The sequence below is a fragment of the Variovorax nivicola genome (assembly GCF_051216475.1).
Lineage (GTDB): Bacteria > Pseudomonadota > Gammaproteobacteria > Burkholderiales > Burkholderiaceae_C > Variovorax.
In genome coordinates this window covers 160556-173402 of the sequence record NZ_JBPJZK010000006.1, presented here as the reverse complement: position 1 = coordinate 173402, position 12847 = coordinate 160556, and the positions used below count along the sequence as shown (strand labels likewise).

Annotated in this window: 11 protein-coding genes; 1 reads left to right on the top strand and 10 read right to left on the bottom strand. The window is 67.7% G+C overall.

Annotated elements, in window-relative coordinates; all coding sequences use genetic code 11:
* Window positions 1-26: 26 nt before the first annotated feature.
* A complete protein-coding gene (locus ACSFBF_RS24430; protein ID WP_435471522.1) occupies window positions 27-1013 on the bottom strand; it encodes a Bug family tripartite tricarboxylate transporter substrate binding protein in 987 nt (328 codons plus the stop codon).
* A gap of 125 nt (window positions 1014-1138) precedes the next feature.
* Between ACSFBF_RS24430 and ACSFBF_RS24425 the strand changes: the two genes are divergently transcribed.
* Window positions 1139-2068, top strand: coding sequence for a LysR family transcriptional regulator (locus tag ACSFBF_RS24425; RefSeq protein WP_435471520.1), 930 nt, complete (start codon window positions 1139-1141; stop codon window positions 2066-2068).
* On the opposite strand, the gene ACSFBF_RS24420 is transcribed toward ACSFBF_RS24425, so the two are convergent.
* From ACSFBF_RS24420 to ACSFBF_RS24380, 9 genes are all read right to left on the bottom strand, one after another.
* The gene (locus tag ACSFBF_RS24420; protein WP_435471840.1) at window positions 2053-2355 is read right to left on the bottom strand and encodes a Dabb family protein; all 303 of its coding nucleotides are present in this window, start codon (window positions 2353-2355) and stop codon (window positions 2053-2055) included. The two genes, ACSFBF_RS24425 and ACSFBF_RS24420, sit on opposite strands and share 16 nt — an antisense overlap.
* A 94-nt stretch (window positions 2356-2449) precedes the next feature.
* Window positions 2450-3211, bottom strand: a complete 762-nt coding sequence (locus tag ACSFBF_RS24415; RefSeq protein WP_093076802.1) for a slipin family protein — start codon at window positions 3209-3211, stop codon at window positions 2450-2452.
* Window positions 3212-3296: 85 nt separating this feature from the next.
* A complete protein-coding gene (locus tag ACSFBF_RS24410) occupies window positions 3297-4460 on the bottom strand; it encodes an acyl-CoA dehydrogenase family protein (RefSeq protein ID WP_435471518.1) in 1164 nt (387 codons plus the stop codon).
* Between the two features lie 7 nt (window positions 4461-4467).
* Entirely contained in the window at window positions 4468-5628 is a 1161-nt protein-coding gene (locus tag ACSFBF_RS24405) for an acyl-CoA dehydrogenase family protein (protein WP_435471516.1), read from the bottom strand.
* A gap of 27 nt (window positions 5629-5655) precedes the next feature.
* Window positions 5656-6558: an SDR family oxidoreductase gene (locus ACSFBF_RS24400; RefSeq protein WP_435471514.1), complete on the bottom strand. Its 903-nt coding sequence runs from the start codon at window positions 6556-6558 to the stop codon at window positions 5656-5658.
* Between the two features lie 37 nt (window positions 6559-6595).
* Window positions 6596-8545, bottom strand: a complete 1950-nt coding sequence (locus tag ACSFBF_RS24395) for an acetyl/propionyl/methylcrotonyl-CoA carboxylase subunit alpha (RefSeq protein ID WP_435471512.1) — start codon at window positions 8543-8545, stop codon at window positions 6596-6598.
* Complete coding sequence (locus tag ACSFBF_RS24390) at window positions 8542-10152, bottom strand: acyl-CoA carboxylase subunit beta (RefSeq protein WP_435471510.1); 1611 nt, start codon at window positions 10150-10152, stop codon at window positions 8542-8544. Before ACSFBF_RS24390 ends, ACSFBF_RS24395 begins: the two co-directional genes overlap by 4 nt.
* A gap of 85 nt (window positions 10153-10237) precedes the next feature.
* Complete coding sequence (locus ACSFBF_RS24385; protein ID WP_435471508.1) at window positions 10238-11011, bottom strand: MHYT domain-containing protein; 774 nt, start codon at window positions 11009-11011, stop codon at window positions 10238-10240.
* Between the two features lie 140 nt (window positions 11012-11151).
* Window positions 11152-12804, bottom strand: coding sequence for a Vgb family protein (locus tag ACSFBF_RS24380; protein ID WP_435471506.1), 1653 nt, complete (start codon window positions 12802-12804; stop codon window positions 11152-11154).
* Between the last annotated feature and the right edge of the window lie 43 nt (window positions 12805-12847).

The window sequence follows — 12847 nt, the reverse complement described above, 5'->3', positions numbered from 1 at the left end:
CCTCTTGCTTTGGAATGGAACGGGGCTCAGGGCGACTCGTAGCCGATGGTCTTGACGAGCTCGCGGTAGCGCGCGATCTCGGCCGCGTAGAACTTCTCTCCCGCCTCGAGGCTCATCGGCTCGAAGACGGTCTTGGCCTGCGACTCCAGCTGCGCGCGCGCATGCGGGTTTTTCAGCGCGGCCGTGATGGCGGCGTTGAGCCGTTCGGCCACGGGCCGCGGCGTGCCCTTGCGCACCATGTAGGAGGTCCAGATGCCGAAGTCGAAGTCCTTCATGTCCTTGCTCTGCGCGCTGGTCTGCAGCGTGTCGAAGGGCGCGGGCAGCCGCTTGCCGGGCGACAGCGAGCCGATCACGCGCAGGCGCCCCTGCTTCACGTAGTCGGCATAGAAGGCCTGATAGGGCATGAAGGCGAAGTCGATCTGTCCGCCGATCAGGTCCTGAATGATCGGCGCGCCGCCCTTGTAGGGCACGTGCGTGACGGGCGCGCCGGTGCGCTTGACGAAGAGCTCGCCGAGCAGGTGGTACAGCGTGCCGGCGCCCGGTGTGCCGTAGCTCAGCGGTGCGTCCTTGCGCGAGCGCGCCAGCGCCACGAACTCATCGAGCGAGTGAGCCGGCAGCTGGCTGTTGACCACCAGCACCAGCGGCGAGGTGGCGACCGGCGCGATCCACTGGAAGTCCTCCGGCTTGTAGCGCGTGCTCTTGTTGACCAGCCCCGACAGGATCAGCTCGTTCGGCGAGCCCTGGAACAGGTAGTGGCCGTCGGCCGGTGCCGCCAGCACTTTGCCCGCAGCGATGGCGCCGGTCGCGCCGCCGATGTTCTCGACGATCACCTGCCCGCCGAGTTCCTTGCCGATCAGGTCGTTCAGCGCCCGCGCGGTGAAGTCGCTGGCCGCGCCCGCCGGGTAGGGAACCATCATCGTGACGACCTTCGAGGGGTAGGGCGCCTGCGCCATCGCCACGGTGCCGCAGCCTAGAAAAGCCAGCGCGCAAAGCCATTGACCGAACCGCTTCATGGGGAAATTCCTTGGTCCAAAGTAGTACGCGATGGATGCTAGGAATCAGCGGTATATCTGTCCAATGCATTGTTTTTGTCATTACCATGAGTACGCCTCATGCGTATGACAATGGACGGCCCACCATGAACCTCCAGCAACTCGACCACCTGCTCGCGCTCGCCGAAACCGGCTCTTTCAGCCGTGCGTCCGAGAAAGTGCATCTCACGCAGCCGGCGCTCAGCCGCAGCATCCAGATGCTCGAGCAGGAACTCGGCATGCAGCTCGTCGACCGCGTCGGCAAGCGCAACGAGCTCACGCCGTTCGGCGCGATGGTGCTGGCGCGCGCCAAGCGCATCTCGATGGAGACGCACGAGCTCAAGCGCGCCGCCGCGCTGCTGGCCGACGGGCAAGCCGGTTCGGTGCGGCTGGGGCTTGGCGCCGCGCCGGGAGCGTTGTTCTCGTCGCCGCTGCTGACCCACATGCTGCGCAACCATCCGCGCGTGGGCCTGCAACTGCACGGCGGCGGGCCTGACTTGCAGCTGGCGGCGCTGCGTGCGCGCACGCTCGACGCGCTGGTGCTTACCTACCGGGCCGTGTCACCGCGCGAGGACCTGCACATCGACGTGTTGCCGACACTGCGCTCCGGTTTCGTCTGCCGGCGGGGCCATCCGCTTCTCGCCAAGGGCCGCGGCAAGCCCGTGCGCTTCGACGATCTCGTGCGCTATCCGGTGGTCTCGACGATGGTCAGCGACGACGTGGCGCGCATCCTGGTCGAGCGCTACGGCAGCGATGCGAGCCCGCAGCGCTGGCTGCACGTGTCGTCGGAAGACATTGGCGCGTTGATCGATGCCGTGCGCAACACCGATGCGATCTTTCTGGGCGTGCTCGCGGCCACGCGTGCGCTGCAGGACAGCGGAGAGTTGGCCGAATTGAAGGTGGAGCCTGCTGCGGGGCTCAGCGCGCAGTTCGCCTTCGTCACGCTCGAAGGCCGCACCGAGGCGCCTGCGCTGCGGCTGGTGCGCGAGTTCTGCGTTGGGCTCGCGCAGGCCGGCGCCGATCAGTCGGGCGCGTAGTCGACCTGGTGGCGCGCGACGCGAAGGTCGCCAAGCTCTTCGCGCACGCGCAGGTGCGCAGGGTGCGTGGCGTAGCCGTCGAGCGAGGCTTGGCTGTCGAACTCGCTGTAGAGCACCACGTCGCAGGCATAGCTTGCGCGGCTCGAATCAACGCCCACTTCGATGTGCAGCAGGCCCGGGATCTGGCCGCGCAGCGATTCGAACTTGCGCTTGAGCAGCTGGCGGGCCTGCGTCTTTTCTTCCGGCGTGTCGCCACGCAGGTCCCACATCACGATGTGCTTGAACATGCGGACGATGGTAAGCACGCGCCTCGCGAAAGGCCATGCGCCGCAGGCCTTCGCGCGTGAAGAACAGTTTTCCGCTTCCGCGCGTTGCGCGCCGCTATGCGTGCTGCTTGCCGAGGAAGCTCGAAATCAGATCCATCGGCAACGGGAACACGATGGTCGTGTTCTTGTCCGCGCCGATCACCGTGAGCGTTTCCAGGTAGCGCAGCTGGATGGCCTGCGGCTCCTGCGCCAGCACGCGGGCGGCCTGGAACAGCTTCTCCGAAGCCTGCAGCTCGCCCTCGGCGTGGATCACCTTGGCGCGCCGCTCGCGTTCCGCCTCGGCCTGCCTGGCGATGGCGCGCACCATCGATTCGGTGAGATCGATCTGCTTGATCTCCACGTTCGACACCTTGATGCCCCATGACGCCGTTTGCACGTCCAGTGACTCGCGCACGTCGAGGTTGAGCTTCTCGCGCTCGGCCAGCATGTCGTCGAGCTGGTGCTTGCCCAGCACCGAGCGCAGGGTGGTCTGGGCCAGTTGGCTCGTGGCGTTGAAGAAGTCCTTGACCTGGATGATGGCCTTCTCGGCGTCGACGATGCGGAAGTAGACGACCGCGCTGACCTTTACCGACACGTTGTCGCGCGAGATCACGTCCTGCGTCGGCACTTCGAGCACCACGGTGCGCAGGTCGACGCGCACCACCTGCTGGATGGCCGGAATCACGAGCACCAGACCAGGCCCCGAAACCTTCGAGAAGCGCCCGAGTGTGAACACGATGCCGCGTTCGTACTCCCGGAAGATCCATACCGCTGAAAACAGCAGCACCGCCAACAGCACGAGGATGACGGCGCCGATGCCGGAGGTGAGAGAGAGCATGTCGGTCTCCTGCGACCCAGCGAAAGCGCTGGATGGTTGGACACCCGGCGTTCGGCAGCGTTCCGCCCGGTCCGAAGAAAGGTGGCTACCAGCCCATCTGCTTGGCCGCCAGCTCCTTCATGATTTCCTCGGCCCCGCCGCCGATCATCATCACCTTCACCTCGCGGTAGATGCGCTCGCTCACCGTGCCGCGCATGAAGCCCATGCCGCCGAGGATCTGCACCGCCTGGTCGGCGCAGAACTGCATGGTCTGCGTCGCGTGGTTCTTCAGCATGCAGATCTGCGCGACCCATTCGGGTGCATTGAAGCGCCCCGCCGCTTCGAGCGCGTCGCCTTCGGTCGACACCGCCTCGATCCAGGCCTCGGTGGAGGCGATGCGCATCTGCATGTCGACCAGCTTGTGACGCACCGCCTGGTGCTCGATGAGCGCGGCGCCGAAGGTCTTGCGCTCGCGCGCCCAGGCCAGTGCCTCGTCGAGGCAGGCCTGCGAGAAACCCAGCGTGCCCGCCGCGATGCCGATGCGTTCGCCGTTGAAGTTGCCCATGACCATGCGGAAGCCTTCGCCCTCGTTCCCGAGAAGGTAGCGCGCGGGCACGCGCACGTTGTCGAAGTGCAGCGTCGCGGTGTCGGAGCACAGCCAGCCCATCTTCGACAGGCGCGTGCGCGAGAGGCTCGGCGAGTCGCCCGGCACCAGCAGCATCGAGACGCCGCCAGCGCCTCGCCCCTCGCCGGTGCGCACGGCCACGGTGATCCAGTCGGCGCGCATGCCCGAGGTGATGAACGTCTTCTCGCCATTGACCACGTAGTGATCGCCGTCGCGCTTTGCAGTCGTGCGCAGCGCGGCCACGTCGGAGCCGCCGCCGGGTTCGGTGATGGCAAGCGCCGCGATCTTCTCGCCGCGCAGCACCGGCGGCACGACCTCTTGGCGCACCGCGTCGCTTGCATGCAGCACCACGGGCGGCAGGCCGATGTTGTGCGAGAACAGGCTCGCGAGCACGCCGCCGCTCTTGCCATGGCGCGCGAGCGCGACCCACGCCGGCAGCTTGAGCGAATACGAGGCGGGCGTGCCGCCGAGTTCTTCCGGATAGCCCAGGCCCAGCAGGCCGAGTTCGGCGGCGCGTGTGTAGAGCGCACGCGGAAACTCGCCTGCGTCGTCCCACGCCTGCACATGCGGCGCGATCTCGCTTTCGGCAAAGCGCCGCACCGTGTCGGCGAGCGCGGCTCGGTCGGCTTGCAGTTCGGCGTTCATGTCGTGTTCAACCGCGCGGCGGCCGCTTGGCGATGCCCATGGTCTTCGCGAGGATGCCGAGCATCACCTCGTCGGCGCCACCGCCAATGGAGCCCAGCCGGCCGTCGCGGTACAGCCGCGACACGCGGTTCTCCAGCGTGAAGCCCATGCCGCCCCAGAATTGCAGGCAGGTGTCGGACACCTGCCGCGTGAGGCGGCCGGTCTTGAGCTTGGCCATCGACGCGAGCTCGAGCACGTCCTCGCCCTGCACATGCAGGTCGCAGGCGCGGTAGGTGAGCGCGCGCAGCGCCTCCACCTCGGTCTTCAGCTCTGCCAGTTTGAACTGCACCCATTGCTGGTCGGCCAGCGTGGCGCCGAACATCTGCCGCTGCTGCGCCCACTCGATGGTCTGCGCGATGCAGTCTTCCATCGGTTCGAGCGAACTTGCGGCGGCCCACAGCCGCTCTTCCTGGAACTGCTGCATCTGGTAGACGAAGCCCTGGCCCTCCTCGCCGATGCGATAGCGCTGCGGCACGCGCACGTTGTCGAAGTAGATGAGCCCGGTGTCGCTCGAATTCATGCCGATCTTGCGGATCTTCTTCGCCTTCTCGATGCCGGGGCTGTCCATCGGCACCATCACGAGCGACTTGTTGCGGTGCACCGGCCCGTCGCTGGTGTTGACCAGCATGCACATCCAGTCGGCCTGCAGGCTGTTGGTGATCCACATCTTCTGGCCGCTGATGAGGTAGTCGTCGCCGTCCTTGCGCGCATGGCTCTTCAGGCCCGCCACGTCGCTGCCCGCGCCGGGCTCGCTCACGCCGATGCAGCCGACCATGTCGCCGGCAATGGCGGGCGCAAGGAACTCGCGGCGCAACTCGTCGCTGCCGAAGCGTGCGAGCGCGGGCGTGCACATGTCGGTCTGCACGCCGATGGCCATCGGCACGCCGCCGCAGCTGATGTGGCCCAGTGCCTCGGCCATCGCCATCGCGTACGAGTAGTCGAGTCCGGCGCCGCCGAAGGCCTCGGGCTTGTTCAGGCCCAGCATGCCGAGATTGCCGAGCTTCTTGAAAACCTCGTGCGCCGGGAAGATCTCGGCGGCTTCCCATTCATCCACGTGCGGGTTGATCTCGTCGTCGATGAAGCGGCGCAGGGTCTTCTGTATTTCGAGGTGTTCATGGGTGTACTGCATGGTGTCTTGTCTCCGGTCGTTCGTTCTTTACTTGTCCTGGAACACGCGCGGTACCTGCGCGAGATGAAAGCCATCGAAAGGCCGCACCGCCGCGCGCTGCTGCGTCTGCGCATCGGGAATCTCCATCGGCCAGCCCATGCGCACCTGCGGCCGTGCGCCGTCCACGCGCAGCACGCTGCCGCTGATGAAGCTGGCCGCGGGGCTCAGCAGGAAGGCGATGGCGGCGGAGGTCTCGGCCTCGTTGCCGAAGCGGCCTGCGGGCACGGTGTTGCGCATGGCGCGCAGCATGTCGCCGGCTTCGGGCGGGTAATGGTCCATGCCGCTCGATGCAATGTAGCCCGGCGCCACCGCGTTCACGCGCACGCCGCTAACGGCCCACTCGGCGGCCGCTGTCTCGGTGAAGCTCACCATGCCCGCGCGCGCCGCGCCGCTGTGGCCCATGTTGGGCATGGAGCCCCAGATGTCGGCCACGATGTTGACGATGGCGCCGCCGTTGGCCTGCATGCTTTGCACGTAGCACTCGCGCGCGACCAGGAAGCCGCCCGTGAGGTTGGTGTGGATCACCGCCTCCCAGCCCTTGGCCGAGATGGCGGCGAGGGGCGTGATGTACTGGCCGCCTGCGTTGTTCACGAGCCCGTCGATGCGGCCATGTGCGGCGACGATGGCGGCGACGGCCGCGCACACCGCTTCTTCCTGGCGGATGTCGAAGGCTTGCGTGCTGGCCTTGCCACCGCCGGCTTCGATCTCGGCGCGTACCGTGTCGAGCTTCTCGGGCTTGCGGCCGACCAGCACCACGTGCGCGCCGAGCGAGGCGAGTTCGTGCGCGGTGCAGCGGCCGATGCCGGAGCCACCGCCGGTGACGACGATGACCTGTCCGTCGAACAGGCCAGGCGCGAAGACGGAGCGGTAATGGGAGGAGGGGGCGTTCATGCGAATGACCTTCTGGAGTCTCTTGGGGCTGTCTCTGTCATACCGCGGCGATCTGCGCGACCACGTGGCGTGCGGCGACTTGCGCACCCACCGTGACATGCAGCGCGACGCGGCCGGCACGTGGCGCGCAGTGCACATGCTCCATCTTCATCGCTTCGAGCGTGACGAGCGGTTGGCCAGCGGCGACCGCGTCGCCTTCGGCTACCAGCAGGGCGATCACGCGGCCGTTCATCGATGCGCGCAGCAGGCCGTCGCCGCTGGTGCCGTCAGTGCGTGCGACCGCGACGTGCGTGAGGTTCTCCAGCTGGAATGACTGGCCGCGGAAGTGGAAGTCCACGCGGTCGGGCTGCCGCACGACGAACGCTTGCTCGGACAGGCCGTCGCATGAGAAGCGGAGGCTGCCGTCGCCTGGCAGGGCGAGCAATGCAAGCTGCATGGGTGCCTCGTCGTCCAGTGCAATGTCGAACCGGCCGGCGCCGCGCGGCGTCACCCGGGCTGCGTGCACCGTGCCGTCGAGTGCGAAGCGCAGCGCGTTGGGCAGCGTGTGCGCGAGCGGCGAGGGCCAGCCACGCTCGCCCAGCTGGAGCAGGAGGGCGGCGAGCAATGCGGCGCGGGTGTCGTTCGCCGCATCGGCGGCGAGCAGCGCGTCGAGGTGATCGCCGATGAAGGCGGTCGTTGCCGCGCCGCTTGCGAACACGTCATGCGACAACACGCGTCGCAGAAGCTGCTGATTGGTCGAGATGCCGAGCGCCACCGTGTCCTGCAAGCCCGCAATCAGCCGGTGCCGGGCTTCTTCTCGCGTGCGGCCATGCGCCACGAGCTTGGCGATCATCGAGTCGTAGAAGGGCGGCACAGCGGCGCCGTCGCGCAAGGCGTGTTCGGTGCGCAACGCGGCAGAGGGCCGCCATGCCGCGAGCGTGCCGCTCTGCGGCATGAAGCCCTGCCGCGGATCTTCGGCGCACAGGCGCACTTCGATTGCGTGGCCGGTGATGCGCACGTCCTGCTGTGCGAGCGGCAAGGGCTCCCCGGCCGCGACGCGCAGTTGCAGCTCGACGAGGTCGAGGCCCGTCACCGCTTCGGTCACCGGATGCTCCACCTGCAGGCGCGTGTTCATTTCCATGAACCAGTACTGGCCTTCGGCATCGAGCAGGAATTCGAGCGTGCCCGCGCCTTCGTAAGCGATGGCTTTCGCCGCGGCGACGGCGGTCGCGCCCATGCGTTCGCGCAGCGCTTCGGACACTGCGGGCGAGGGCGCTTCCTCGACGACCTTCTGGTGCCGCCGCTGCACCGAGCAGTCGCGCTCGCCGAGGTGGATGGCGTTGCCGTGTCGGTCGGCGAACACCTGGACTTCGACGTGGCGCGGCGCGACGATAGCGCGCTCCAGGATCACGGTGGCATTGCCGAATGCATTGAGCGCTTCGGACTGTGCGCTGTGCAGCTGACCGGCGAAGTCAGCGGCCGAGGTGACGAGCCGCATGCCCCGCCCGCCGCCACCCGCCGTTGCCTTGATCATCACGGGCCAGCCGATGCGCGCTGCCTCGGCGGCCAGCGTCTCCGCGCTCTGGTCTTCGCCCTGGTAGCCCGGAATGCACGGCACACCCGCCGCCTGCATCAACCGCTTGGCGCCGGCCTTGTCGCCCATCGCGCGAATGGCTTCGGGCGAGGGGCCGATGAAGACGAGGTCTGCATCGCGACAAGCCTGCGCGAACGCTGCGTTCTCCGCGAGAAAGCCGTAGCCCGGGTGCACCGCATCAGCACCGCTGGCACGCGCGGCCTCGATGATCGCGGCGATGTTCAGGTAGCTCTGCGCGGGCAGAGGCTCGCCGATCCAAACCGCCTGGTCGGCCTGCCGCACATGCTCGGCATCCGCGTCAGCGCTGGAGTACACGGCCACCGTGCGGTAGCCCATCGCGCGCGCCGTGCGCATCACGCGCACTGCGATCTCGCCGCGGTTCGCGATCAGGATTTTTTGAAATGGGCTGTTCATGGCCGTGCCACCGAGAACTGCATCGCCTGCGGCACGCGCGCATCGGCATCGCGGCAGATCGAAAGAACTTCGGCCAGCACCGCACGCGTGTCGCGCGGGTCGATCACGCCGTCGTCGAGCAGCAGCGCGCTGGTGGTGAATACGCTCATCTGCCGATCGAAGCGTTCGACGATCTGCTGCTGCATCGCATCGATCTTCGCGTGGTCGACCGCGCCCTTTCGCGCCATGCCTGCCTCCATCACGATGGCCATGGTCTTTGCCGCCTGCTCGCCGCCCATCACCGCGGTGCGCGCGTTGGGCCACGAGAAGCAGAAGCGCGGCGCGAAGCCCCGGCCGCACATGCCGTAGTTGCCCGCGCCGTAGGAGGCGCCGCAGTGCAGCGTGATCTGCGGCACTGTGGCGTTGGTCACGGCCTGGATCATCTTCGCGCCGTGCTTGATGATGCCGGCCTCCTCGTGCGCGCGGCCCACCATGTAGCCGGTGATGTTCTGCAGGTAGACGATGGGTGTGCGCGTCTGGCAGCAGGCCTGGATGAAGTGCGTGGCCTTGGTCGCGCCGTCGGAATCGATGGGGCCGTTGTTGGTGATGATGCCCACAGCATGGCCTTCGAGCCGGATGTGGCCGCAGACGGTGGCGCTGCCGTAGTGCTCGCTGAACTCCAGGAATTCGGAGCCATCGGCGATGCGCGCGATCACCTCGCGCATGTCCACCGGCCTCCGTCCGTCGCTGGGCATGATGCCGAGCAGGTCCTCGGCGTCGTAGCGCGGCGGTGTGAACCGGCGCGGCGCTTCGTCGCGCGCCCAGTCGATGCCGCCGAGGATCGAGCGCGCGATGCGGATGGCGTCGCGGTCGTCCTCGGCCAGGTAGTCGCCGAGGCCCGAGATGTGCGTGTGCATCACCGCGCCGCCCAGTTCTTCTTCGGTGGCGATCTCGCCGGTGGCCGCCTTCAGCAGCGGCGGCCCCGCGAGAAAAGCCCGCGTGCGGTCGCGCACCATCACGATGTAGTCGGACAAGCCCGTCTGGTAGGCGCCGCCCGCGGTCGAGGAGCCATGCGTCACTGTCACCACCGGAAGCCCCGCGGCCGACAGCCGCGCGAGGTTGCGGAAGATGTTGCCGCCGCGCACGAAGTCCTGCACGCGGTAGTGCATGAGGTTGGCGCCAGCGCTTTCCACCAGCTGCACGTAGGGCAGCTTGTTTTCGAGCGCGATCTCCTGCACGCGCAGCTGCTTGTCGAGGCCCATGGGCTGCAGTGCGCCAGCGTCGATGCCCGAGTCGGAGGCGTTCACCATGCAGCGCACGCCCGATACCTGGCCGATGCCGGAGATCAGGCCACCGCCGGGCACGCTCTTGACCAGATCGGGGTTGTCCTGCCCCAGCCCCGCGAGCGAGGCCAGCGGCAGGAAGGGCGCGCCGGTGTCGAGCAGCAGCGCGATGCGCTCGCGCGGCAACAGCTGCCCGCGCTTGGCAAAACGCTCGGCCGAGGCGCCGGAGGCTGCGACGGCGCGGGCCTCATGTGCGCGCACCTGGTCGAGCAGCGCGAGCATGCCGGTGCGGTTGGCCTGGAAGGTGTCGCTGGCCGATTGCAGCCGGGATTCGATGACGGGCATGGGAAGAGTCTGTGCAGGTCGCTTGTTTTCGCTCTGCACAGACTCTAGGGGGCGGGCGCCGCGCCCGCTTGCGCCTACTAGCTGGTCAGCTGGCGCGTGCGCGTTGCGGGGCCACCGGGGCGTCGAGGCTGCTGCCCGTGACCACCCAGTAGATGAAGATCAGCACCGCGCCGGCCGTGCCGAACACCGTGAGACCCATGTAGCTGCCGCCGATGGCCAGCGCGTCGGCGGGCGCGGCTGCGATGCAGACCATGCTGGCTGCGCTCATGCCCACGTAGTGCATGGTGCAGACCGCCACGCCCATCACGGCAGCCGCCGCGACCTTGTGCGAGAGCTTGCGCAGGTTGAACGCCAGCCACAGGGCCGCCGCGGCAGCGGTGACGGCAATGAGCACCGACAGCCCGACCACCGCCATGTCGAAGTTCATCGAGGCGCGCATGCTCATTGCGAACATGCCCATGTAGTGCATCACGCAGACGCCGACACCGGCCAGCAGGCTGCCGGCGAGCCAGCCCGATTTGCTGAACTTGCGCCGTCCGCCGGCCATGTACAGCGCAATGCCCGAGATCAGGATGGCCGCGACCAGCGACACCACCGTGAGCGGCATGTTGTACGAGATGGCCACCGGCAGGCGGTACGCCAGCATACCGATGAAGTGCATAGACCAGATGCCGATGCCGCCCAGCGCCACCGCAGCGCAGGCCACGACGGCGAGGTTGGGCTTGCCGTCCGCGCCGACCATGCGGCCGGCGCAGATGAGGGCCACCAGCGAGCCCGCGAATGAGATCAGGAAGGAGAGCGCCACCATGCCCAGGGAGTACTCGGGCGACAGGAGTTGGCCTACGACGAGCGGAGTCATGCGATGTCCTTTCAAGTTCAGGAAAAGAGCGCCTCGCAGACCTCCCGACCACCGGATGCAATCGGGGCGCCACAAGACGTCCCGCGCAGTCTGTAATATTTGTTTTTAAAAGTAAACTGCAATTTACACTTATTGTTACCCTACCTTACGGGGCGGATTCGATATATCGCATTGTTGCGATCAGCCGCCATGTAGATCGTACCGTCGCGGCCCACGGCGACGCCCGTGACCACGTAGGGCGGGGGCAGCCCGGGGCCGGGCGCGAGGCCGATCGGCAGGTTCTCGGCGACCGTGCGGCGTGTGCCGTCGGAGGCGATTTCCACCAGCCGCCGCGCGGCGCTCTCGGCCACGATGAAGCTGCCCCACGGCGTTTGCGCCACGCCTTCGGGCAGCGCCAGTCCGTCGGCCATGGTGCGCAGCGGCGCGCTGGCGTCGAGCGGAATGCGCAGCAGTTTGCCGGCGGCCTCGGTCACGTAGAGCGCACCGTCCTGGCCGACGATCATCTGCACCGGGCCGTTCAGGCCGCTAGCAAGCACTGACTTTTCAGTGAACTTCGGCCCGCTGGCGCGGGTGACGCTGCCGGTAGCTATTTCGGCGTAGATCACGCTGCCGTCGGGCATGGGGATGGCGTCGAACGGCGCCTTCAGGCCGTGGATGGTCTCGACGGTCTTCAGCGTCTGCCGGTCGACCAGCTGCACCGTGCCCGTGAACCACGAGCTCAACGCAAAGAGCTTGGGCGACAGCCCCACCGCGAACGGGTAGTCGAGCTCGGGGTCGCGCTGCATGCGGAACACGTCGCGCACCTCGCCCGTGCGCACGTCGACCTGGCGGAAGCCGAAAACGTCGGCCACCCACAGGTCGTTGCCGTCGATCTTCATGCCGGCCGGCACCGCCAGCTTGCCGCTGGTGAGCGTGCGCAGTTCGCCGGTGGCGGGGTTGAAGGCCTGCACCTCGTTGTTGGCCATGTTCGACACGTAGATCGTGCCGTCGGGCGCGATGGCCAGGTTGTCGAGCGAAGGCCGCAGCTGCTTCGCGACCGTCTTGCGCCCGGTGGCCAGTTCCACCCGCACCAGCTCGCCGCTGCGCGCATCGACCACCCAGAGGTTGCCCTTGCCGTCGAGGTTGGCGGCGGCCGGTATCTTGAAGCCATCGGCGATCACGGTCATGTTGCCGTTCGCCGGATCGATCTTCACCACCTGGCCCTTGAACCACAGCGGCCCGTAGAGCATGCCGTCGGGTCCGGCCTCGAAGCCGTTGAAGCCACCCATGTCCTTCTTGATGAGCCGCGGCGGCTTCTGGCCTTCGCGGTCGATCTCCCACAGCGCGTCGCCCAGGAACACCTGCGAGGCGTAGAGCTTGCCGTTGCGGCGGTCGAAGTCGAGCGAGTTGAGGCCGGGCAAGTCCTTGGCCAGCACGCGCATCGGGGCGGTGTCGCTCTCGCGGTAGCGCAGCATGCCCATGAGGTAGTTGGTCCAGGCCAGCTCGCCCTTCGGGCCCACGGCGATGTCGTCGGCCTGGCCTTCGGGTGCATCGACGAGCACCTTGGCCGCGCCGGTGTTGCGGTCGACCTCCCACAACGTGTTGCCGACCACCGAGCCCGCGAGCAGCCGGCCCTTCGCATCGATGGCCAGCCCGTGCACGCCCGAGAAGGACGACGGGGCGACCAGCGCCTCAGGAGCGCCCCACGAGACGGGCCGGGTGGCAGGCGATGGCGGCGCGACCGTGCTGCAGGCGCCCATCAGGGCGAGGGTGGTGGTCAGCGCGACCGTGCGCAGGCTGCTTCGACAGGGCATGGCGTTTTTCTCCTCTTGTTGATGCGCGAAGCAGTCTAGGAGG

Bases quoted from the DNA above. Each gene is read 5' to 3' on its own strand.
- ACSFBF_RS24430 (WP_435471522.1), bottom strand. From the start codon at position 1,013: ATGAAGCGGTTCGGTCAATGGCTTTGCGCGCTGGCTTTTCTAGGCTGC.
- ACSFBF_RS24425 (WP_435471520.1), top strand. From the start codon at position 1,139: ATGAACCTCCAGCAACTCGACCACCTGCTCGCGCTCGCCGAAACCGGC.
- ACSFBF_RS24420 (WP_435471840.1), bottom strand. From the start codon at position 2,355: ATGTTCAAGCACATCGTGATGTGGGACCTGCGTGGCGACACGCCGGAA.
- ACSFBF_RS24415 (WP_093076802.1), bottom strand. From the start codon at position 3,211: ATGCTCTCTCTCACCTCCGGCATCGGCGCCGTCATCCTCGTGCTGTTG.
- ACSFBF_RS24410 (WP_435471518.1), bottom strand. From the start codon at position 4,460: ATGAACGCCGAACTGCAAGCCGACCGAGCCGCGCTCGCCGACACGGTG.
- ACSFBF_RS24405 (WP_435471516.1), bottom strand. From the start codon at position 5,628: ATGCAGTACACCCATGAACACCTCGAAATACAGAAGACCCTGCGCCGC.
- ACSFBF_RS24400 (WP_435471514.1), bottom strand. From the start codon at position 6,558: ATGAACGCCCCCTCCTCCCATTACCGCTCCGTCTTCGCGCCTGGCCTG.
- ACSFBF_RS24395 (WP_435471512.1), bottom strand. From the start codon at position 8,545: ATGAACAGCCCATTTCAAAAAATCCTGATCGCGAACCGCGGCGAGATC.
- ACSFBF_RS24390 (WP_435471510.1), bottom strand. From the start codon at position 10,152: ATGCCCGTCATCGAATCCCGGCTGCAATCGGCCAGCGACACCTTCCAG.
- ACSFBF_RS24385 (WP_435471508.1), bottom strand. From the start codon at position 11,011: ATGACTCCGCTCGTCGTAGGCCAACTCCTGTCGCCCGAGTACTCCCTG.
- ACSFBF_RS24380 (WP_435471506.1), bottom strand. From the start codon at position 12,804: ATGCCCTGTCGAAGCAGCCTGCGCACGGTCGCGCTGACCACCACCCTC.